Source organism: Cupriavidus lacunae (genome assembly GCF_003353055.1).
Lineage (GTDB): Bacteria > Pseudomonadota > Gammaproteobacteria > Burkholderiales > Burkholderiaceae > Cupriavidus > Cupriavidus lacunae.
Genome location: NZ_QKWJ01000007.1, coordinates 23,188 through 45,057, shown reverse-complemented (window position 1 = coordinate 45,057; position 21,870 = coordinate 23,188). Strand labels below are relative to the sequence as shown.

The following is a 21,870-nucleotide window of genomic DNA, read 5'->3' as shown; positions in this document are numbered from 1 at the left end:
GGCAATCGGCATGCAGACCATACAAATGAGCCTGTGGGTGATCGCCCTGCTGGTGGCGCTCGCGCTGCTGTTCGACTTCATGAACGGCTTCCACGACGCGGCCAACTCGATCGCCACGGTAGTGTCCACGGGTGTCCTCAAGCCGCACCATGCGGTGGCGATGGCGGCGATGTGCAACGTCGTCGCGATTTTCATTTTTCATCTGAAGGTGGCCGCAACGGTCGGGACCGGCACCATCGATGTCGCGATCGTCGACCATTACGTTATTTTCGGGGCGCTGGTCGGGGCAATCGCCTGGAACGTCATCACCTGGTACTACGGCATCCCGTCGTCGTCGTCGCACGCGCTGATCGGCGGGCTGGTGGGCGCCGCGGTGGCCAAGTCGGGCACCGGTGCGCTGGTGGGCAGCGGCCTGCTGAAGACCGTGGCCTTCATCCTGATCTCGCCGCTGCTGGGGTTCATCCTCGGCTCAATGATGATGGTGATCGTGGGCTGGACCTTCTTCCGCACGCCGCCGTCGCGCGTGGACCGGTGGTTCCGCCGGCTGCAGCTGGTTTCGGCTTCGATGTACAGCCTGGGCCATGGCGGCAATGACGCGCAGAAGACCATCGGCATCATCTGGATGCTGCTGATCGCCAGCGGCCATGTGGCGGCCGGCGGCCAGCCGCCGACCTGGGTGATCGTCTGCTGTTACGTGGCCATCGGCATGGGCACGCTGTTCGGCGGCTGGCGCATCGTGCGCACCATGGGCCAGAAGATCACCAAGCTCAAGCCGGTCGGCGGTTTCTGCGCCGAGACGGGCGGCGCCATGACGCTGTTCTTTGCTTCGGCGCTGGGCGTGCCGGTATCGACCACGCATACGATCACCGGCGCCATTGTCGGCGTCGGCTCGGCGCAGAAGATGTCGGCGGTGCGCTGGGGCGTGGCCGGCAATATCGTCTGGGCCTGGGTGCTGACGATTCCGGCGTCGGCCTTCATGGCGGCGATCGCATGGTGGATCGGGCTGCATATCCTGTAACGCAGGGGCAACCGCACCAGGCAAAAAGCCAGGCTGATGCCTGGCTTTTTGCTTGGACGCTTCACTGATTGGCGAAGGCCGCGATGGGATCGTCGTCGGCCGGGACGGGAGTTGGCGCCGGCTCGGGCACGGGAATGGCGGCCGGGGGCTGGGCCGGAGCCGGCGGCTGATAGGTGGCGGCCACTACGCGGCGCGCGCCGTTGTAGCGCGAGGCCCAGTAGGGCTTGCCCATGTCTTCCAGACGGACCGTGCCGCCGGACGACGGTGCATGGACAAAGCGGTTCTGTCCGACATAGATGCCCACGTGCGAATTGGCGCGGCCGGTGGTGTTGAAGAACACCAGGTCGCCGGACGCGACCTCGCTGCGGTCCAGCGAACTGCCGCGGGTGCCCATGGCCTCGGTGGTGCGCGGCAGGTTCACGTTGGCCGCGCGCGACACAACGTAGCGCACCAGGCCGCTGCAGTCGAAGCCCGAATCCGGCGTGTTGCCGCCATAGCGATAGGGCGTGCCGACCAGCGACATGGCCTGGATGGAAACCTCTTCCAGTCCGGCGCTGGGATCGACCATGGGCTTGCCGGGCGTGCGCGGCAGGCCGGCATAGCGGGAAGGCGGGGAACTGGCGCAGGCCGCCAGCAACAGGGCGGTGGCGCAGAGCAGCGGCAGCCGCGCCTGGGCAAGCAGGCGCCGCGGATTGGAAGAAAGACGGGTACGGCGCAATGGCATCCTGGGTTTCCGGTCGCCGGCCTGCCGGCGCACCGGAAGCCTTGCCGCTACCAGCGTAGCTGGGCGTTGCGCGTACCGGTGCTGACCTTGATGGACTTGGCCTGGCCCTTGTAACTGGCCTCGATATTGTAGCTGCCTTCGGGCGCACGTATCAGGCAGCGCGGGCCGGCGGCGCGGAAGGTGGCGACTTCCTGTTCGTCGCGCACCAGCTTGACCTCCACGTCGGACAGGAACTCACCGTTCGCGCCCTGCGTGAACTGGATGCCGATATTGAAATCTTTCTCTTTCGCCGTGAGCGCCTGGCGTTCGTCCTCGGCGACGCCGCCACAGACGTAGCTGACCGGCCCCATGGTGCGGATCACCATTTCGTCGGCGGCGGCATGGGCCGGGCGCCAGCTGGCGGCCAGCGCGATGCCGGCCGCGGCCAGCATGGCCAGCACAAGTCGCTGCCTGGGATGGCCTCGGGCGATCGCGGTGCCGGCGCCGGTGACGGTGCGACAGCGGGCGACAGGCGCATGCCTGCCGGGCAGATGCTCTAAATTCATCGACGCCTCCAGTCGGGATGCGGGACAACGGCAAACATGGGGCCATCATAGCCCCAAAGTGCTTGCCCTTGACGACAGCGCTCAGGCACAACAGGCGCGCCCCGCCATTGGCAGGGCGCGCCCGCAGGCTGCCGGTGTCAGAGCACGTCGCCGGCGTGGTCGGCCAGGCGCGAGCGTTCGCCGCGCGCCAGCGTGATATGGCCGCTGTGGCTCCAGCCCTTGAAGCGGTCGACCACGTAGGTCAGGCCCGATGAACCCTCGGTCAGGTACGGCGTGTCGATCTGCGCGATATTGCCCAGGCAGATGATCTTGGTGCCGGGGCCGGCGCGCGTCACCAGCGTCTTCATTTGCTTGGGCGTCAGGTTCTGCGCCTCGTCGATGATGACGAACTTGTTGACGAAGGTGCGCCCGCGCATGAAGTTCATGCTCTTGACTTTGATGCGCGAGCGGATCAGCTCCTGCGTGGCGGCGCGGCCCCAGTCGCCGGCGCTGTCGTCGCTCTTCTGCAGTACCTCGAGGTTGTCGTCGAACGCGCCCATCCACGGCTGCATCTTCTCTTCCTCGGTGCCGGGCAGGAAGCCGATGTCTTCGCCGACCGGCACGGTGGCGCGGGTGACGATGATCTCGTTGTACTGCTTCTGGTCCAGCACCTGCTCCAGGCCGGCGGCCAGCGCCAGCAGGGTCTTGCCGGTACCGGCCTGGCCCAGCAGCGTGACGAAGTCGATGTCCGGGTTCATCAGCAGGTTGAGCGCGAAGTTCTGCTCGCGGTTGCGGGCGGTCACGCTCCACACATTGTTCTTGTGGTGCGTGTAGTCCTTGAGCGTCTGCAGCAGCGCGGTCTTGCCGTTGATCTCCTTGACCTGCGCATACAGCGGCAGGCTGCCGTCGACGGGCTCCAGGTAGACGAACTGGTTGACCAGGAACGAGGGCACCAGCGGGCCGGTGAGCCGGTAGAACATGGCGCCGGACTTGGGGTCCTGCCAGCTTTCCACGCCCTTGCCGTGCTTGGCCCAGAAGTCGCCGGGCAACTGCATTACGCCGGCGTAGAGCAGGTCCTTGTCTTCCAGGACCTGGTCGTTGAAGTAATCTTCCGCGGGCAGGCCCAGTGCGCGCGCCTTGATGCGCATGTTGATGTCTTTCGACACCAGCACGACCTGGCGCTCCGGGTACTGCTGCTGCAGCGCGCTGACCACGCCCAGGATCTGGTTGTCGGCCTTGCCCTGCGGCAGGCCTTCAGGCAGCTTGATGTCGTTCAGGCGCGTCTGGAAGAACAGCTTGCCCTGCGCGTCGCGGTTGCCCAGCTTGGCCAGCGGCAGGCCCTCGTCGAGCACGCCGTCGGTGCCGCCCACCAGCGAATCGAGCGTGCGGCTGACCATGCGCGCGTTGCGCGCGACTTCGCTCATGCCCTTCTTGTGGTTGTCCAGTTCTTCGAGCGTCATCATCGGCAGATAGATGTCGTGTTCCTCGAAGCGGAAGAGCGAGGCTGGGTCGTGCATCAGCACATTGGTGTCGAGCACGAACAGCTTGCTCGGGCCTTCGGACTTGCGGGCGCGGCGCGTGGGGCCGGTGGAGGGTTTGACCAGGCTGACCGGAGCGGAGCTGACGGCGGGCGTCGATACGGCCGGGGTCTCGGTGCTGCGGGCGCGGGTGCCACCGGCGGCGCGGGCCTGGACCTCAGGCACCTCGGTGTCGCCGGTTTCCAGCAATGCCACACGCTCGAGCGCCGGCACAGGTTTCTTGCCCTGTGTGGCGGCTTTGGCCTTGGGCACCGCGGAGACCGGAGCAAACTCGCTCGGATCCAGCAATTGGGCAGGCTTGGCGGGCATGGTAGGCAGCGGCATGCTTGGCTTTCCTTTCAGGGGGACAAGAAGGGGGCGAGGATGTCCGTGTCGCGCCGCCGCGAATCGTCAGATATCGCGTGGCGGACCATGGCCGGGGCATGCATGCGCGAGGCGCCCGGCGCGGACAGGCATGAGAACAGACGCGGCTGCAAACAAAAAAGCCGCCATGCCTGCAGAACAGGGTTGGCGGCTAGGATCCGGCGGCTCTTTTGGCAGACTGCCGACACGGCAGGTCCGCTACCGGCCTGTGGCGCGAACCGCCTGGGCCGGGGAGTCGAAACAGCGTGGCATCCGGAATCTGAACTCATTACGGGCCAATGTATCCGAAGGTTTTGGGTTTGGCAATTGGGTTTGCCAGCGGCTTGTTGCAACACAGCACGTCCGGGTTGCGGTCCGTGCTGCGGCGACGCCGATACCAACACTATCCCTCAGATCCCGCGCACCATTTCCAGGACTTCGTCGACATGGTTCGGCACCTTGATGCCGCGCAGCTCGTGGCGCAGGATGCCCTTGCCGTCGATGATGAAGGTGCTGCGCTCGATGCCGCGGTGCTCCTTGCCATAAAGCTTTTTCATCTTGATGACATCGAACAATGTGCACACGGCTTCGTCGGCATCGGAGATCAGCTCGAAAGGCAGTTCGAGCTTGGCCTTGAAGTTCTCGTGCGAGCGGATGCTGTCGCGCGAGATGCCGAACACCTGCACGCCGGCCTTCTGGAAATCCTCATGCTGGTCGCGGAAGTTCATGGCCTCCGTGGTGCAACCCGGCGTGTTGTCCTTCGGGTAGAAGTACAGCACCACCGTCTTGCCGCGGTAGTCGGCAAGGCGGAAGGTGGCGTCGCCGGTCATCGGCGCGCTGAAGTCGGGTACGGCCTTGTTGAGACTGACGGTCATACTTGTGGCTCCTTGGGGGAGGGGCAGGGGATCGGGAGATTCATCGGTGAGGAGACTGCCGCCTCAGCCCGGGCAGATTGGGGCGCCCGGCCGGACTTCAAGCGTGGCGCCGGCTCAACTTTTGCTAAGGTCAGGCGGTCTCGGGTTCAAGCAGCAGCACCGCCGCCACCTTGCGGCCCTCGGCCATCAGGATGTTGTAGGTGCGGCAGGCGGCCTGCAGGTCCATGGCGTCCACCCCGACATGGCGGCGCGACAGCGACGCGGTCAGGCGCGGGTGCGGGAACCGCAGCCGTGAGCCGGTGCCAAGCAGCACCACCTCGGGGCCGAGTTCGGCCAGTTGCTCGAAATGCGCCGGTTCCAGGTCTTCGAAGCGGCTGACCGGCCAGGGCTTGATTTCACCCTCGGGCATGACCAGGATCGAGGTGGTGTGACGGACGAGGTTGATCTCGATATACCCCGGCCCATAGGCCGTGACGGTATTGAGCGACTGGGGCTGGTCGGCGTGGAGTTTCACTTGGAGGTCTCTGCGGCGGCCGCCGCGGGCTGGCAGGCCCGCCCCTGGGGCGGATGGCCGGCGGCCCGGGCGGGCAGTGGATGGGCGACAGCCCGCAGGCGGGTACGGTGCGCGCGGGTAGCGCACGCTGCAATGCAAGAATCCCTGCCGAAGTCTGTCATAATCCGATAAATTATAGCTTTTGCCTCCCTGTCTGCCACGTTCGCGTTGCATTGCAGCGGACGACGCCTTCGCGCGGGGCTTCCGCACGGGGCTTCGGCATTAATTCAGATTCGCCCAGATTCCCTGTCCGGTGCCGCCGACGCGGCACGCTACGCTCGCCCGACATCGCCGTGAAACCCATCCAGAAATCCAACAAACTCAATAACGTTTGCTACGACATCCGCGGGCCGGTGCTGGAAAAGGCCAAGCAGATGGAAGAAGAGGGGCACAAGATCATCAAGCTGAATATCGGCAACCTGGCCGTGTTCGGCTTTGACGCGCCGGAAGAGATTCAGCAGGACATGATGCGAAACCTGCCAAATTCGGCAGGTTATTCTGATTCCAAGGGTATTTTCGCCGCGCGCAAGGCGATCATGCACTATACCCAGCAAAAAAATATCGAGGGCGTTGGCCTGGAAGATATTTATGTGGGCAACGGTGCCTCCGAACTGATCGTGATGGCGGTCAATGCGTTGCTCAATACCGGCGACGAAGTGCTGGTGCCGGCGCCTGACTACCCGCTGTGGACCGCCGCGGTGAGCCTCTCGGGCGGCACGCCGGTGCACTATATCTGCGACGAGTCCAACGAATGGATGCCCGATCCGGCCGATATCCGCGCCCGCATCACGCCGCATACCAAGGCCATCGTCATCATCAACCCGAACAACCCCACCGGGGCGCTGTATTCGGACGAGCTGCTGCTCGAGATCGTCGCCATCGCGCGCGAGCATGGCCTGATCATCTTTGCCGACGAGATCTACGACAAGGTCCTGTACGACGGCAACACCCATACCTCGATCGCCTCGCTGTCGACCGATGTGCTGACCGTGACCTTCAATGGCCTGTCGAAGAACTACCGCTCGTGCGGCTACCGCGCCGGCTGGATGGTGGTGTCGGGCGACAAGCGCCCGGCCTTCGACTATATCGAAGGCCTGAACATGCTGTCGTCGATGCGCCTGTGCGCCAACGTGCCGGGCCAGTGGGCGATCCAGACCGCGCTGGGCGGCTACCAGAGCATCAACGACCTGGTCAACGAAGGCGGGCGCCTGCGCCGCCAGCGCGACCTGGCCTACGAGCTGATCACCGCCATCCCGGGCGTCACCTGCGTCAAGCCCAAGGCGGCGCTGTACCTGTTCCCCAAGCTCGACCTGTCGATGTACCCGGTGCAGGACGACCAGGAGTTCATCTATGAACTGCTGCAGGAGTCCAAGGTCCTGCTGGTGCAGGGCTCAGGCTTCAACTGGGCCAGTCCCGACCATTTCCGCATCGTGTTCCTGCCGCATGAGGAAGACCTGCGCGAGGCCATCAGCCGCATCGCGCGCTTCCTCGAGGCATACCGGAAACGTCACGGCAAGGCAGCGGCCTGAATCGCGGGCCGCGCCGCAACTCATCCCTAGCAACTCAGAAGATTGTCCATGAACCCCATCAAAGTTGGTCTGCTCGGCATCGGTACCGTCGGTAGCGGCACGTTCAACGTGCTCAAGCGCAATCAGGAAGAAATTCGCCGCCGCGCCGGCCGCGGCATCGAGATTGCCGTGGTGGCCGATCTCAACACCGAACGCGCGCGCGAACTGACCAACGGGGAAGTGGAGATCGTCAGCGACGCCAACGAGGTGGTGACGCGCCCCGACATCGACATCGTCATCGAACTGATCGGCGGCTACGGCATCGCGCGCGAGCTGGTCCTCAAGGCGATCGAGAACGGCAAGCACGTGGTCACCGCCAACAAGGCGCTGCTGGCTGTGCACGGCAACGAGATCTTCGAAGCGGCGCGCCGCAAGGGCGTGATCGTCGCCTTCGAAGCGGCGGTGGCCGGCGGCATCCCCATCATCAAGGCGCTGCGCGAAGGCCTGACCGCCAACCGCATCCAGTGGATCGCCGGCATCATCAACGGCACCACCAACTTCATCCTGTCCGAGATGCGCGACAAGGGCCTGGATTTCGACGTGGTCCTGAAGGAAGCGCAGCAGCTGGGCTACGCCGAGGCCGACCCGACCTTCGACATCGAGGGCGTCGACGCCGCGCACAAGGTCACGCTGATGAGCGCGATCGCCTTCGGCATGCCGGTGCAGTTCGACAAGGCCCACGTGGAAGGCATCACCAAGCTGTCGGCCACCGATATCAAGTACGCCGAGGAGCTGGGCTACCGCATCAAGCTGCTGGGCATCACCCGCCGCCGCGACGACGGCGTGGAACTGCGCGTGCACCCGACGCTGGTGCCGGCCTCGCGCCTGATCGCTAACGTGGAAGGCGCGATGAACGCCGTGCTGGTGCAGGGCGACGCCGTGGGCGCGACGCTCTACTACGGCAAGGGCGCCGGCGCCGAGCCGACCGCCTCGGCCGTGATCGCCGACCTGGTCGACGTGACCCGCCTGCATACCGCCGACCCGAACCATCGCGTGCCGCACCTGGCGTTCCAGCCCGACGAGCTGTCGAGCGTGCCGGTGCTGCCGATCGAAGAGATCAACAGCTCGTACTACCTGCGCATGCGCGTGGCCGACGAGACCGGCGTGCTGGCCGAGATCACCCGCATCCTGGCCGAGGGCGGCATCTCGATCGATGCCATGCTGCAGAAGGAATCGCGCGAAGGCGAGCCGCAGACCGACATCATCATCCTGACCCACATCACGCGCGAGAAGCACGTCAACGCCGCTATTGCCAAGATCGAGGCGCTGCCGACGGTGCTGTCCGCCGTGACGCGCCTGCGCATGGAAGAACTGAACTAAGGGCCGGACCTGCCGATTCACATGAAATACCAGTCGACCCGCGGCCATGAGATGCCGCAATCGTTTTCCGAGATCCTGCTGGGCGGCCTGGCGCCGGACGGCGGCCTGTACCTGCCCGCGCAGTACCCGCAAGTCACTGCCGACGAGCTCGAAGCCTGGCGCAAGCTGTCGTATGCCGACCTGGCCTACGAGATCCTGCGCAAGTTCTGCGACGACATTCCGGCCGAGGACCTGCGCGCGCTGATGCGCAAGACCTATACGCCCGAGGTGTACTGCAACGCGCGCGCCGGCGACAATACCGCCGACATCACGCCGCTGCGCACGCTGGGCGAAGAAGGCGGCACGACGCTGCAGTTGCTGGCCCTGTCCAACGGCCCGACGCTGGCCTTCAAGGACATGGCGATGCAGCTGCTCGGCAACCTGTTCGAGTACGCGCTGGAGCGCGCCGGGCAGGAGCTGAACATCCTGGGCGCAACATCCGGCGATACCGGCAGCGCCGCTGAATACGCCATGCGTGGCAAGCGCGGCATCCGCGTGTTCATGCTGAGCCCGCACCGCAAGATGAGCGCGTTCCAGACCGCGCAGATGTTCAGCCTGCAGGACGCCAATATCTTCAACCTGGCGGTCGAAGGCGTGTTCGACGACTGCCAGGACATCGTCAAGGCGGTCTCAAACGACCTGGAGTACAAGGCGCGCCAGAAGATCGGCACGGTCAACTCGATCAACTGGGCGCGCGTGGTGGCCCAGGTGGTGTACTACTTCAAGGGCTGGCTGCTCGCGACCGATGGCCCGGGCCAGAAGGTCTCGTTCTGCGTGCCGTCGGGCAACTTCGGCAATGTCTGCGCCGGCCATATCGCGCGCATGATGGGCCTGCCGATCGACAAGCTGGTGGTGGCCACCAACGAGAACGACGTGCTCGACGAGTTCTTCCGCACCGGCGCCTACCGCGTGCGCAAGTCGGCCGAGACGTACCACACCTCCAGCCCCAGCATGGACATCTCCAAGGCCTCGAACTTCGAGCGCTTTGTGTTCGATCTGCTGGGCCAGGACGCCGGCAAGCTGGCGGCACTGTTCCGCGACGTGGAAGAGAAGGGCGGCTTCGACCTGTCGGGCACGCCGGAATTCGACCGCATCCGTCAGTTCGGCTTTGTCTCGGGCCGCAGCACGCATGAGGACCGGCTGGCCACCATCCGCGACCTGTCGTCGCGCTACGGCATCACCATCGATACCCACACCGCCGATGGCGTCAAGGTGGCGCGCGAGCATCTCAGCGCCGGCGTACCGATGGTGGTGCTGGAAACCGCGCTGCCCGCCAAGTTTGCCGACACCATCCGCGAAGCGCTCGGCCACCAGCCGGAGCGCCCGGCCAGGTTCGAGGGCATCGAGAGCCTGCCGCAGCGCTTTGAGGTGATGCCGGCCGACGCCGCGCAGGTCAAGGCCTATATCGCCGGCCACACCGGCCTGTAAGGACGCCAGATCGGCCTGACTGCGGGCCCGCCTGCGGCGCTGCCGCATGCCGGGCCCGCGCCAACTCGCTACAATCAGGCTGCGGGCCCGATCCTCGGCCCCCGGATTGTCTGCCGCCAGCATGCTGCGCGGCGGCAATGCGCGGGCCGTTTTTCATGGGCCAATCCTTTCCCACATCGCACCATGACCCAAGCCGCAGCACCTTCCCGCCCCCCGATGCTGACCATGGCCCAGGCGCTCGACGCGCTGCTCGGCGCCGCCCGTCCGATTGCGCATGTGGAGCAGGCCGATACGCTCGAAGCCAATGGCCGCGTGCTGGCCGCGCCCGTGACCAGCTCGCTGCGCGTGCCGCCGGCCGACAATACCTCGATGGACGGCTACGCCATGCGCGCCGCCGATGTGCCCGCTGCCGACACGCGGCTGCGCGTGTCGCAACGGATCCCCGCCGGCCATGTCGGCACGGCGCTGGAACCCGGTACCGCCGCGCGCATCTTCACCGGCGGGCTGATCCCGCCCGGCGCCGACGCCGTGGTGATGCAGGAGCAATGCGCGGCCGAGGGCGACGATGTGATCGTCAACCATGTGCCGCAATCCGGCGAATGGGTGCGGCGCGCGGGCGAGGATATCGAAGCCGGCAGCGTGATCCTGCCGGCCGGCACGCGGCTGACGCCGCAGGCGCTGGGGCTGGCCGCATCGGTCGGCCAGGCGAAGCTGGACGTGGTGCGCCGCGTGCGCGTGGCCGTGTTCTTTACCGGCGACGAGCTGGCGATGCCGGGCGAGCCGCTCAAGCCGGGCGCCATCTACAACTCCAACCGCTTCACGCTGCGCGGCCTGCTGGAAAACCTGGGCTGCGAGGTGAGCGACTTCGGCATCGTGCCCGACACGCTGGCCGCCACCCGCGAGACGCTGCGCCGCGCGGCGCAGGGCCATGACCTGATCATTACCTCGGGCGGGGTCTCGGTCGGCGAGGAAGACCATATCAAGCCCGCGGTCGAGGCCGAAGGGCGGCTCGACATGTGGCAGATCGCGATCAAGCCGGGCAAGCCGCTGGCGTTCGGCCAGGTCAATAGCGGCGGCGAGCCGGCGTTCTTCCTGGGTTTGCCGGGCAACCCGGTGTCCAGCTTCGTGACCTTCCTGCTGTTCGTGCGCCCGTTCATCCTGCGCCTGCAGGGCGTGGCCGACGTGACCCCGCGGCGCCTGCCGCTGCGCGCGGATTTCGAACTGAAGAAGGGCGACCGCCGCAATGAGTTCCTGCGCGCGCGCATCAATGCGGAGGGTGGGCTGGACCTGTTCCCCAACCAGAGCTCGGGCGTGCTGACCTCCACCGTCTGGGGCGACGGCCTGATCGACAATCCGCCCAACCAGGCGATCGCGCGCGGCGATACCGTGCAGTTCATTCCGTTTGACGGCCTGCTCGCGTAGCCGGCCAGCAATACCAGGACGCAGAAGCAGTCATGATCATCGAACTCCGATTCTTTGCCAGCGTGCGCGAGCAGCTGGGCGTGTCCGAAGAGCGCGCCGAGGTGCCGGCCGACGTGCGCACCGTGGGCGAGCTGCGCCAGTGGCTGCGCCAGCGTGGCGGCGCCTGGGCCGAGACCCTGGCCGAAGGCCGCGCGCTGCGCATGGCCGTTGACCATGCGGTGGCGCGTGCCGATACGGCGATTGCCGAGGGCTGCGAAGTCGCGTTTTTCCCGCCAGTGACCGGAGGCTGAGATGAGCGTCAGGGTGCAGCGTGAGGATTTCGATCTCGGCGCGGAAGTCGCGGCGCTGCGTGTCGGCAATCCGGCGGTTGGCGCGGTCGCCAGCTTTATCGGCACCGTGCGCGACGTGAGCGACGGCAGCGCGGTCAGCGCGATGGAGCTGGAGCACTATCCGGGCATGACCGAGAAGGCGCTGGCGCAGATCGAGGCGGCCGCCTGCGCGCGCTGGGCGCTGCTGGGCGTGACCATCGTCCACCGCGTGGGCCCGCTGCAGCCGCTGGACCAGATCGTGCTGGTGGCGGTGGCATCGGCGCACCGCGGCAATGCCTTTGCCGCGTGCGAATTCATCATGGACTACCTCAAGTCCGAAGCGCCGTTCTGGAAGAAGGAAAACACCCCGGAAGGCGCGCGCTGGGTCGATGCCCGCGTGACCGACGAGGCCGCGCTCAAGCGCTGGGGGATTACGTCATTCAATGCCAGCGGGGATGATGCACAGCCCGAGGCGGGTACTGGCGGGAGCCAGCCCTGATGGGGCCGCTCGGCTTTGTCGCCGTGGGCATGGGCGCCGCGGCGGGTGCCTGGCTGCGCTGGGGCTTCGCAGTGCTGTGGAACGCGATCAATCCCGCGCTACCCTACGGCACGCTGGCGGCCAACCTGCTGGGCGGCTACCTGATCGGCCTGGCGGTCGGTTTCTTCGATACGCACGCCGGCCTGCCGCCGGAATGGCGCCTGCTTGCCATCACCGGCTTCCTGGGCGGGCTGACCACGTTCTCGACCTTTTCCAGCGAGGTGCTGGCGAACCTGATTGCCGGCGACTACGGCTGGGCGGCGATGCATTTGCTGCTGCACCTGGGCGGCTCATTGCTGCTGACCGCGTTCGGGCTCTGGACCTATCGCTTGCTGGCCTGATCCCGCCTGCCGGACCAGGGCAAGCAGTGCGGCATTGAAAGCCTGCGCCTGCTCCATATGCGGGCTATGGCCGGCGCCGGCGACCACGCTTAACCCTGCGGCCGGGTGCAAGGCACGGGTTGCGATGCCGACGGACGGCGCATAAAGCCGGCTGGCCTCGCCATACAGGTGGAACAAGGGCAGACGGGCCGTGCGCAAGGTGTCGCGGAAATCCTGCCGCGCCATGTCTTCCCACAACGCGGCCAGTGTTGCCGCGTCGCACTGGTCTGCCATGTGCGCGATGCGCTGCATTGCCGCACCATCCGGACGCTGTCCCGCAGCCCACAATCCCAAGGCGACCGACGGTGCCAGGCGTGGCCAGTCGGCCCGGATGCGCGCCGCCATTTGCGCGGCCTGCGCCATGTCGTAGTGTCCGTGCAGCCCATGCGGCCAGCCCGGGTCCGTGACCAGCCTGGGCGTCATGTCGATGCTGCCGACCGCCGACAGGGGAAGCGCCGGATGGTCGCGCAGCAGGCTCCATGCCACCATCGCCCCCATCGACCAGCCTGCTACCACCACGTCGGCCAGCCCGAGGTGCGCAACCAGTCCGGCCACGTCCCGCGCCAGCGCCGCGATGGTGTTGCTGTCGCGCTCGCGCGACAGGCCGTGGCCGGCATGGTCGGGCGCGATCACGCGGAATCCGGCCAGCGCCAGCGCGCGCTGGCCGTCAAAAGCCTCGCCATTGACCGACCAGCCGTGCAGCAACAGCAGCGGCCGTCCCTGGCCGGCTTCGCGCCAGCCAGGCAAGGCGCCGCGCGCCGGATGGCAGGCGAATTGCGGGGCAGCAGGGCTGGCGGGCGCCGAATCGGGAGCGTCCAACGGCGGGTTTCTCCTGGCAGGAGGGTGAAGGGAAGCGGCCTGAATGCCACCGGGTGAGGGTGCCCCTCTATTGACATCCATGGTGCTCAATTTATACGATGAAACATGAATCAGATATCAGGTTTTGCCTGAGTGTCGATTCAGGGCGGCGGCAGGGGCGGAGGAGGCGCCTGCCCCGCTGGCATGACATGAAGCGGCAGGCATTCCAATGACAAGGCGCTCAGCGCCACCGGAGACAAGATGTCCCCCACGCAGACTGGCGAGACTGACGTAGCCGACGCCACCGGCCCGGCCGGCGGCATCTGCCCGCCCAAGACCGCGCGCGGGCAGAAGACGCGCGAAGCGCTGCTGCGCGCCGCGGAGAAGGTGTTCGGCGAGAAAGGCTACTACGCCGCGTCGATCTCCGAGATCACGCAGGAGGCCAAGGTCGCGATGGGCACCTTCTACCTGTACTTCAAGGACAAGGAAGACATCTTCCGCGCGCTGGTCGCGCATATGCTGGAACTGGTGCGCGCGCACCTGCGCAAGCACGTCGCCGCCGCCGAAACCCAGATGGACGCCGAGCGCCTGGGCCTGAAGGCATTTCTCTCTTTCGTTTCGCGCCACAAGAACCTGTACCGGATCGTGCTGGATTCGTACTCGGTGGACGAGACCATCTACAGCAGCTACTTCGAGGTGTTTGCCGAGCTCTACAGCCGGCGCCTGACCCGCGCCGAAGATCAGGGCGAGATCGTGCCCGGCGATGCCGAGGTGCGCGCCTGGTGCCTGATCGGCATCAGCAACTTCCTGGGCATGCGCTATGCGCGCTGGAAGCGCCCGCCTTCGATGGATAAGGTGGTCGATACCGCCTTCGACCTGATCGCGCACGGCCTGCAGCCGCGATGAGCGCCAACGACGAACCCCCGGTGCAGTGGGTGCGCGCCGATGGCGTGGCGCTGCTGCGCCTGAACCGGCCGCAGCGGCACAACAGCCTGGTGCCCGAGCTGCTGGAAGCGCTGCTGGCCGCGCTGGACGAGATCGAGGCCGATCCCGCGATCCACGCTGTGGTGCTGACGCATGCCGGAAGGAATTTTTCCACGGGCGGTGACGTCGCGGCATTTGCCGCGCAGGGGGATGCGATCGCCAGCTACGCCGACCGGCTGCTGGCCCTGCTGAACCGTTCGATCCTGCGCCTGGCCGCGCTGCGCTGCCCGGTGGTGGCCGCGGTGGAGGGCTGGCTGACGGGCGGTTCGCTTGGCCTGGTGCTGGCGTGTGACATGGCGGTCCTGGCGCAGGATGTGCGCATCGCGCCGTACTACACGGTGGTGGGCTTCAGCCCGGACGGCGGCTGGACCGCGATGCTGCCGCAGCTGATCGGCTCGCCGCGGGCGCGCGCGTGGCAGCTGAACAATTCGATCGTTGCCGCGCCGGAGGCGGCGGCGCTTGGGCTGGCGGCCGCGCTGGCCGCGCCAGGTTCGGCCGAGGCCGAGGCCGTGACGCTGGCGCGCGGCGTTACGCGCAAGGTGCCGGGCAGCGTTGCCCACACGCGCGCGCTGTTGTGCTGGGATGCCGACACCCTGGCGGCCGGGCTTGAGCGCGAGCGCGCGGCCTTTGTCGCGCAGATCGCCAGCACCGAGACCGCCGACGGCATGCGGCGCTTCCTGGCGGAACGCGCGCGCGAATAGGCCATATAGCATTCCCAGGCAGTTGCAGCAGGTTTCAGTAAGACAAAGACAAACGAAACTGAAAACAGGAGACAGCAATGCAACGCAACCCACTCGCCGTACGCGCCCTGGTCGTGGCCGCCGGTCTGCTCGCCACCGGCGCCGCGCTGGCCAAGGACATCCGCATCGCGCACGTCTATGACAAGACCGGCGCACTCGAGGCCTATGCCAAGCAGACCCAGACCGGCCTGATGATGGGCCTGGAGTACGCCACCAACGGCACCATGGCCGTCAACGGCAACAAGCTGGTGGTGATCGAGAAAGACACCCAGGGCAAGCCGGACGTGGCCAAGGCGCAGCTGGCCGCGGCCTACAGCGACGACCGCGCCGATATTGCAGTCGGCCCCACGTCTTCCGGCACCGCGCTGGCCATGCTGCCGGTGGCCGAGGAATACAAGAAGGTGCTGCTGGTCGAGCCCGCGGTGGCTGATTCCATCACCGGCGACAAGTGGAATCGCTACATCTTCCGCACCGGCCGCAACTCGTCGCAGGATGCGATCTCCAACGCCGTGGCGCTGGACAAGCCGGGCGTGCAGATCGCCACGCTGGCGCAGGACTATGCCTTTGGTCGCGACGGCGTCAAGGCCTTCAAAGGCGCGCTGAAAAACGCGAAGATCGTGCATGAGGAATACCTGCCGACCAACACCACGGACTTCACCGCCGGGGCGCAGCGGCTGTTCGATTCGCTCAAGGACAAGCCGGGCCGTAAGGTGATCTTTATCATCTGGGCCGGCGCCGGCAACCCGTTCAAGATTGCCGATCTCGATCCCAAGCGCTATGGCATCGAGATCGCCACCGGCGGCAACATCCTGCCGGCGATGGCCAGCTACAAGAACTTCCCGGGCATGGAGGGGGCCACGTACTACTACTTCGGCATCCCCAAGAACAAGGCCAATGAGTGGCTGGTGTCCAACCACTACAGCAAGTTCAAGGCACCGCCCGACTTCTTCACCGCCGGCGGCATGACCGCGGGCATTGCGCTGGTGGAGGCGCTGAAGAAGACCGGTGGCGACACCGGCACCGAGAAGCTGATCGCGGCGATGGAAGGCATGTCGTTCGACACGCCCAAGGGCAAGATGACCTTCCGCAAGGAAGACCACCAGGCCATGCAGTCGATGTACCACTTCAGGATCAAGGTGGATCCCGCCTTTGCCTGGGGCGTGCCTGAACTCGTGCGCGAGATCAAGCCCGAAGAGATGGCCGTGCCCGTGCGCAACCACCGCTGATGAGCGCGCCAGCCTCCTTTGCCCGTGCCGCGCCGGCGTCGTCGCAGCCGGCCGCCGGGCGCGACGGTGCCATTGCCGCCGGGGCGCAGCCGCTGCTGGAAACGCGCGGCCTGACCATCCGCTTCGGCGGCCACGTGGCCGTCAATGCGGTGTCGTGCGCGTTCCGGCCCGGCGAGCTGACCTGCATCGTCGGCCCCAATGGCGCCGGCAAGACCACGTACTTCAACCTGGTTTCGGGGCAGCTGCCGCCCACGGCCGGGCAGATCCTGCTGGATGGCGAGGACGTGACGCGCCTGCCGGTGTCGCAGAAGACGCGCCGCGGCATCGGCCGCGCCTTCCAGCTGACCAGCCTGTTCCCGCAGCTGTCGGTGCTGGAGAACGTGCGTCTCGCGGTGCAGGCGCGCCAGCAGCGCGGCATCGATCTGTTCTCGATGTGGTCCAGCCACCGCGACGTGCAGGCGCAGGCCATGGCGATCCTGGAACGCGTGGCGCTGGCCGGCAAGCGACAGCTGACGGTGGCCTCGCTGCCGCACGGCGACCAGCGCAAGCTGGAGGTCGGCATCCTGCTGGCGCTGCAGCCGCGCGTGTTCATGTTCGACGAGCCCACCGCGGGCATGAGCGTCGACGAAGTGCCGGTGATCCTGGACCTGATCCGCGAGATCCGCCAGGACCGCAGCAAGACCGTGCTGCTGGTCGAGCACAAGATGGACGTGGTGCGCTCGCTCGCCGACCGCATCATCGTGCTGCACAACGGCACGCTGGTGGCCGACGGCGACCCCGCCGAGGTAATCGCTTCGCCGGTGGTGCAGCAGGCCTACCTGGGCATGCCGGAAGAGGAGGCCAGCCATGGCTGACGCACAAGCAACAGGGCCGATCCTGAGGCTGCAGGGCGTGCAGACGCATATCGGGCCGTACCACATCCTGCACGGCGTGAGCTTCGAGGTGCCGCGCGGCGGCGTGACCATGCTGCTGGGTCGCAACGGCGCCGGCAAGACCACCACGCTGCGCACCATCATGGGCCTGTGGCAGGCCAGCGCCGGCACCGTGAACTTTGACGGCACCGACATCACGCGCCACAGCACGCCCGCGATCGCGCAGGCCGGCATTGCCTACGTGCCCGAGAACATGAGCGTGTTCTCCGACCTGACCGTGGCCGAGAACATGCGCCTGGCCGCGCGCACGGGTGCCATCGACGAACGCCGGCTGGACTGGGTGTTCCGCATGTTCCCGGCGCTGAAGACCTTCTGGCACCAGCGCGCCGGCGTGCTGTCAGGCGGGCAGAAGCAGATGCTGTCGGTGGCGCGCGCCATCATCGAGCCGCGCCAGCTGCTGATCGTCGACGAGCCCACCAAGGGCCTGGCGCCGGCCATCATCCAGAACATGATCCATGTGTTCCGCGAGCTGAAGCAGACCGAGGTGTCGATCCTGCTGGTGGAGCAGAACTTCCATATGGCGAAGTCGGTGGGGGATACGGTGGCGGTGATGGACGACGGGCGCACGGTGCATACCGGGGCGATGGCGGCGCTGGCTGAAGACGACGCGCTGCAGCAGAAGCTGCTGGGGCTGTCGCTGGCGGCGCACCAGTAACGAAGGCGATTAGCGAGACCGATGGTTTGCTCCCCTCTCCCGCTTGCGGGAGAGGGGCAGGGGGAGAGGGCAGGCACTGGCATACCGACACGCATCACTTCGTCGATGCTCCGGCCCTCTCCCCAACCCTCTCCCGCAAGCGGGAGAGGGAGCACACAGTCAGTGATTTGAAGCACAGCGCGCGGGCATCTATGCCGCCGCAGGACGAGACACATGACAACAACTACGACCCTAACAAGCGCCGCGCCGTCGGACCTGCCCAAGGTGCGCCTCGACTGGACCCCGCTGGCGCTGGCCCCGTTGCTAATGCTGCTCGCCTTCCCGTTGATAGGCAGCCCGTCGACCTGGCTGACGCTGACCATCGCCGGCCTGGCGATGGGCATGATCATCTTCGTCGTCTCGTCCGGCCTGACGCTGGTATTCGGCCTGATGGACGTACTAAACTTCGGCCACGGCGCGTTCATCGCGCTGGGCGCCTATGTGGCGGCCTCGGTGCTGCTGCCAATGGCGGGTTGGGTGGAAGCGGACAGCCTGGCGCAGAACCTGGCGGTGTTTGCGCTGGCGATCGCGGCGGCCATGGTGGCCGCGGGCGCGGTCGGGCTGTTCTTCGAGCGCGTGGTGGTGCGCCCGGTCTATGGACAGCACCTGAAGCAGATCCTGATCACGATGGGCGGCATGATCGTGGCCGAGCAGCTGATCAAGGCCATCTGGGGCCCAGAGACCATCGCGCTGCAGTTGCCCACCACCTTCCGTGGCGCGGTGCTGCTGGGCGACGCGGCGATCGAGAAATACCGGCTGATCGCGATGGCGCTGGGGCTGGTGATCTTTATCGCCATGCTGTTGCTGCTCAACCGCACCCGCATCGGCCTGCTGATCCGCGCCGGCGTGGAGAACCGCGAGATGGTCGAGGCCCTTGGCTACCACGTGCGGCGACTGTTTATCGGCGTGTTCGTCGCGGGCGCGGCGCTGGCCGGGCTGGGCGGGGTGCTGTGGGGGCTGTACCAGCAGAACATCACCGCGGCGATCGGCGCGCAGGTGAATGTGCTGATCTTTATTGTGATCATCATCGGCGGGCTGGGCTCGACCACGGGCTGCTTCGTCGGTGCGCTGCTGGTGGGGCTGATGGCCAACTACACCGGCTTCCTGTTCCCAAAGGTGGCTCTGTTCTCCAACATCCTGCTGATGATGCTGGTGCTGCTGTGGCGCCCGCAGGGGCTGTTCCCGGTGGCGCGGCGCTGAGGGCAACGACCATGATCCGACTACTTTCCGGCGACCTGCCGCGCAGCCGCGTGCTGACCGTGATCCTGCTGCTGATCCTGGTGGCGCTGGCGTGCGCGCCCTTTGCCTTCCCCGGCGCGCGCGCGCTCAACATGGCGGCCAAGATCTGCATCTTCGTGGTGCTGGTGGCCAGCTACGACCTGCTGCTGGGCTATACGGGCATCGTTTCCTTTGCCCACACCATGTTCTTTGGCATTGGTGGCTATGGCGTGGCCATTGCCATGTCGCGCATGGAGCCGGGCTGGGGCGCGCTGCTAGTGGGCACCGTAGGCGCGCTGGCGGTCTCGGCGCTGCTGGCCCTCCTGATCGGGCTGTTCTCGCTGCGGGTGCGGGCGATCTTCTTTGCCATGATCACGCTGGCGGTGGCGACGGCCTTTGCCACGCTGGTGTCGCAGCTGTCGGAATGGACCGGTGGCGAGGACGGGCTGACCTTCAAGGTGCCGGAGGTGTTGCGCCCCGGCTTTACGCTGGGCGACGCCGAGTGGCTGGGGGTGCCGCTGAGTGGCAAGCTGCTGAGCTACTACCTGGTATTCGCCGGCGCGCTGACCTTGTTCCTGGTGCTGCTGCGCATCGTCAACTCGCCCTTTGGCCGGGTGCTGCAGGCGATCCGCGAAAACGACTTCCGCGCCGAGGCCATCGGCTACCGCACCGTGGTGTACCGCACCGTGTCGACGGTGCTGTCGGCGATGTTCGCCACGCTGGCCGGCGTGCTGATGGCGATCTGGCTGCGCTACAACGGGCCCGATACCTCGCTGTCGTTCGAGATCATGGTCGACATCCTGCTGATCGTGGTGATCGGTGGCATGGGCACGATCTACGGCGCGGTGATCGGCACGGTGCTGTTCCTGGTGGCGCAGACCTACCTGCAGGACGTGATGAAGCTGGCCAGCGATGCCACCGCCGCGCTGCCGCTGCTGTCGTCGCTGCTGCACCCGGACCGCTGGCTGCTGTGGCTGGGCCTGTTATTCATCCTGAGCGTCTACTATTTCCCGCAAGGCGTGGTGGGACGGCTGCGCGGCGCCGGACCCGTGCAGGACGTGGCAACCTGAGCAGCGGAGACTAGCCCATGTACGTGATCGACTGGCTGCACAAGAACGCGCAACAATTCCCCGACAAGGCCGCGCTGGTGGACGTGGAGAGCGGCCGCCAGGTGACCTATCGCCACTTCGACGAACGCGCCAGCCGCTTCGCCGAATACCTTCGCGACCACCTGCGGCTGGCGCCGGGCACGCGCGTGGCGGTGCTGGCGCATAACAGCTCGGACTATTTCGAGATGCTGTATGGCTGCGCCAAGGCCGGCATGGTCATGGTGTGCCTGAACTGGCGCCTGCCGGCGGCGGAGCTGCTGCCGATCCTGCAGGACTGCACGCCCGAGGTGCTGGTCGCCGGCGATGGCTTCCTGGCGGTGGCGGCCGAACTGGCCCGCGCCATGCCGCTGCGCGCGGTGCTGCACCTGGCCGACGACGAGGCCGCCGACGTGCCCGGCGGCTGGACCGAGTACGAAGCCGTGCTCGACGCCGCCTCCGGCCGCATCATCGAAATGCCGTGCCGCGACGAGTCCGAGGTCTGGCACCTGCTCTATACCTCCGGCACCACCGGCAAGCCCAAGGGCGTGATCCAGACCTACGGCATGGTCTTCTTCAACGCCGTCAACGCGATGCTGGCCAACAAGATCACGCGCGACGACGTGTTTCTCGGCGTGCTGCCGTTCTTCCATACCGGCGGCCTGAACCTCTATGCCAACCCGGTGCTGCATGCCGGCGGTACGGTGCACATCATGCGCCAGTTCGATCCGCAGGTGGTGCTGGGCAAGCTCGATCGCGCCGGCGGCGAGGGCATCACCATGTTCTTCGCGGTGCCGGCGGTGTACCTGTTCCTGAGCCAGCACCCGCGCTTCGCGCAGGCGGACTTCGCCGGCGTGCGCAATATGTCGGCGGGGGGCTCGCCGGTGCCCAGGCCGCTGCTCGAGGCCTACCTGGCCAAGGGCGTGACCATCTGCTTCGGCTTCGGCATGACCGAGACCGGTCCCACGGTTTTTGTCTGCGACGAGGACACCGCGCGCCGCAAGATCGGTACCATCGGCAAGCCGGTGGGGTCAATGCTGACCCGGATCGTCGATCCGCTGGGGGTGGACGTGGGCCCGGGCGAGCGCGGCGAACTGCTGATCAAGGGCCCGGGCGTGACCCCGGGCTACTGGAACCTGCCCGAGGCCACCGCGCTCGCCATCCGCGATGGCTGGCTGCATTCCGGCGATGTCGCCTATCGCGACGAGGACGGCGACTACTACATCGTCGACCGGGCCAAGGACATGTTTATCTCGGGCGGCGAGAACGTCTATCCGGCCGAGGTCGAGAACGTGCTGTTCCAGCTGCCGGGCGTGGCCGAGGCCGCGGTGATCGGCACGCCGGATGCACGCTGGGGCGAGGTCGGCATGGCGCTGGTGGTGCTGCGCCCTGGCGCCACGCTTGACGCCGATGCCGTGATCGCCTACTGCAAGGCACAGCTGGCCGGCTACAAGGTGCCGCGCCATGTGCGCTTTCTTGATGCGCTGCCGCGCACGCCGTCCGGCAAGGTCGAGAAGCACAAGCTGCGCACAAAGTTTTCTGCCTGAAGCGCATGGCCGCACCAGCCGTTGCCATTTGAATGGATTCCCGCCGCAGTTTGCAGTCTCCGCAGTCTC

The 21,870-nt window shown here is 66.7% G+C and carries 22 protein-coding genes; 16 read left to right on the top strand and 6 right to left on the bottom strand.

Annotated features, from left to right (window positions below; genetic code table 11):
* The first annotated feature begins 10 nt into the window (after window positions 1–10).
* Window positions 11–1,018, top strand: coding sequence for an inorganic phosphate transporter (locus DN412_RS08415; RefSeq protein ID WP_078196753.1), 1,008 nt, complete (start codon window positions 11–13; stop codon window positions 1,016–1,018).
* Window positions 1,019–1,079: 61 nt separating this feature from the next.
* Here DN412_RS08415 and DN412_RS08410 read toward each other — a convergent pair whose 3' ends face one another.
* The 5 genes from DN412_RS08410 to DN412_RS08390 form a co-directional block, all read right to left on the bottom strand.
* Window positions 1,080–1,742, bottom strand: coding sequence for a C40 family peptidase (locus tag DN412_RS08410; protein ID WP_115014085.1), 663 nt, complete (start codon window positions 1,740–1,742; stop codon window positions 1,080–1,082).
* A gap of 47 nt (window positions 1,743–1,789) precedes the next feature.
* Window positions 1,790–2,287 carry a hypothetical protein gene (locus DN412_RS08405; protein ID WP_115014084.1) on the bottom strand — a complete coding sequence of 166 codons (498 nt, stop codon included), beginning with the start codon at window positions 2,285–2,287 and terminating at the stop codon, window positions 1,790–1,792.
* 137 nt (window positions 2,288–2,424) lie between these two features.
* Complete coding sequence (locus DN412_RS08400; protein WP_115014083.1) at window positions 2,425–4,128, bottom strand: PhoH family protein; 1,704 nt, start codon at window positions 4,126–4,128, stop codon at window positions 2,425–2,427.
* A gap of 428 nt (window positions 4,129–4,556) precedes the next feature.
* On the bottom strand, window positions 4,557–5,021 hold the full coding sequence (locus DN412_RS08395; protein WP_115014082.1) for a peroxiredoxin: 465 nt from the start codon (window positions 5,019–5,021) through the stop codon (window positions 4,557–4,559).
* A 130-nt stretch (window positions 5,022–5,151) separates the two neighbouring features.
* Window positions 5,152–5,535: an Mth938-like domain-containing protein gene (locus DN412_RS08390; protein WP_115014081.1), complete on the bottom strand. Its 384-nt coding sequence runs from the start codon at window positions 5,533–5,535 to the stop codon at window positions 5,152–5,154.
* Window positions 5,536–5,867: 332 nt separating this feature from the next.
* Here DN412_RS08390 and DN412_RS08385 point away from each other — a divergent pair, with 332 nt between their 5' ends.
* The 7 genes from DN412_RS08385 to crcB all read left to right on the top strand — a co-directional run bounded on the left by DN412_RS08385 (window position 5,868) and on the right by crcB (window position 12,538).
* Complete coding sequence (locus tag DN412_RS08385) at window positions 5,868–7,103, top strand: pyridoxal phosphate-dependent aminotransferase (protein WP_078196747.1); 1,236 nt, start codon at window positions 5,868–5,870, stop codon at window positions 7,101–7,103.
* A gap of 48 nt (window positions 7,104–7,151) precedes the next feature.
* On the top strand, window positions 7,152–8,462 hold the full coding sequence (locus DN412_RS08380; RefSeq protein WP_115014080.1) for a homoserine dehydrogenase: 1,311 nt from the start codon (window positions 7,152–7,154) through the stop codon (window positions 8,460–8,462).
* A 21-nt stretch (window positions 8,463–8,483) separates the two neighbouring features.
* Window positions 8,484–9,929, top strand: coding sequence for a threonine synthase (thrC, locus tag DN412_RS08375; protein WP_115014079.1), 1,446 nt, complete (start codon window positions 8,484–8,486; stop codon window positions 9,927–9,929).
* A gap of 183 nt (window positions 9,930–10,112) precedes the next feature.
* Window positions 10,113–11,351: a molybdopterin molybdotransferase MoeA gene (locus tag DN412_RS08370; protein ID WP_115014078.1), complete on the top strand. Its 1,239-nt coding sequence runs from the start codon at window positions 10,113–10,115 to the stop codon at window positions 11,349–11,351.
* A gap of 32 nt (window positions 11,352–11,383) precedes the next feature.
* Window positions 11,384–11,641: a molybdopterin converting factor subunit 1 gene (moaD, locus tag DN412_RS08365; protein WP_115014077.1), complete on the top strand. Its 258-nt coding sequence runs from the start codon at window positions 11,384–11,386 to the stop codon at window positions 11,639–11,641.
* 1 nt (window position 11,642) lies between these two features.
* Window positions 11,643–12,158 carry a molybdenum cofactor biosynthesis protein MoaE gene (locus tag DN412_RS08360; RefSeq protein ID WP_115014076.1) on the top strand — a complete coding sequence of 172 codons (516 nt, stop codon included), beginning with the start codon at window positions 11,643–11,645 and terminating at the stop codon, window positions 12,156–12,158.
* A complete protein-coding gene (gene crcB / locus DN412_RS08355) occupies window positions 12,158–12,538 on the top strand; it encodes a fluoride efflux transporter CrcB (RefSeq protein WP_115014075.1) in 381 nt (126 codons plus the stop codon). The genes DN412_RS08360 and crcB overlap by 1 nt, the downstream gene beginning before the upstream one ends.
* Here crcB and DN412_RS08350 read toward each other — a convergent pair.
* The gene (locus tag DN412_RS08350; RefSeq protein ID WP_115014074.1) at window positions 12,488–13,396 is read right to left on the bottom strand and encodes an alpha/beta fold hydrolase; all 909 of its coding nucleotides are present in this window, start codon (window positions 13,394–13,396) and stop codon (window positions 12,488–12,490) included. The two genes, crcB and DN412_RS08350, sit on opposite strands and share 51 nt — an antisense overlap.
* A 240-nt stretch (window positions 13,397–13,636) precedes the next feature.
* On the opposite strand from DN412_RS08350, the gene DN412_RS08345 reads away from it, so the two are divergent.
* The 8 genes from DN412_RS08345 (at window position 13,637) to DN412_RS08310 (ending at window position 21,801) form a co-directional block, all read left to right on the top strand.
* Window positions 13,637–14,281: a TetR/AcrR family transcriptional regulator gene (locus DN412_RS08345; protein ID WP_115014073.1), complete on the top strand. Its 645-nt coding sequence runs from the start codon at window positions 13,637–13,639 to the stop codon at window positions 14,279–14,281.
* Window positions 14,278–15,060 carry an enoyl-CoA hydratase/isomerase family protein gene (locus DN412_RS08340; protein WP_115014072.1) on the top strand — a complete coding sequence of 261 codons (783 nt, stop codon included), beginning with the start codon at window positions 14,278–14,280 and terminating at the stop codon, window positions 15,058–15,060. The genes DN412_RS08345 and DN412_RS08340 overlap by 4 nt, the downstream gene beginning before the upstream one ends.
* A gap of 77 nt (window positions 15,061–15,137) precedes the next feature.
* Window positions 15,138–16,325, top strand: coding sequence for a substrate-binding domain-containing protein (locus DN412_RS08335; RefSeq protein WP_115014071.1), 1,188 nt, complete (start codon window positions 15,138–15,140; stop codon window positions 16,323–16,325).
* Window positions 16,326–16,417: 92 nt separating this feature from the next.
* Complete coding sequence (locus DN412_RS08330) at window positions 16,418–17,179, top strand: ABC transporter ATP-binding protein (RefSeq protein WP_115014192.1); 762 nt, start codon at window positions 16,418–16,420, stop codon at window positions 17,177–17,179.
* The gene (locus DN412_RS08325; RefSeq protein WP_115014070.1) at window positions 17,172–17,912 is read left to right on the top strand and encodes an ABC transporter ATP-binding protein; all 741 of its coding nucleotides are present in this window, start codon (window positions 17,172–17,174) and stop codon (window positions 17,910–17,912) included. The genes DN412_RS08330 and DN412_RS08325 overlap by 8 nt, the downstream gene beginning before the upstream one ends.
* Before the next feature lie 213 nt (window positions 17,913–18,125).
* Entirely contained in the window at window positions 18,126–19,151 is a 1,026-nt protein-coding gene (locus tag DN412_RS08320) for a branched-chain amino acid ABC transporter permease (protein ID WP_115014069.1), read from the top strand.
* 11 nt (window positions 19,152–19,162) lie between these two features.
* Window positions 19,163–20,239, top strand: a complete 1,077-nt coding sequence (locus DN412_RS08315) for a branched-chain amino acid ABC transporter permease (RefSeq protein WP_115014068.1) — start codon at window positions 19,163–19,165, stop codon at window positions 20,237–20,239.
* Between the two features lie 17 nt (window positions 20,240–20,256).
* The gene (locus DN412_RS08310; protein WP_115014067.1) at window positions 20,257–21,801 is read left to right on the top strand and encodes an acyl-CoA synthetase; all 1,545 of its coding nucleotides are present in this window, start codon (window positions 20,257–20,259) and stop codon (window positions 21,799–21,801) included.
* The last annotated feature ends 69 nt before the right edge of the window (window positions 21,802–21,870 follow it).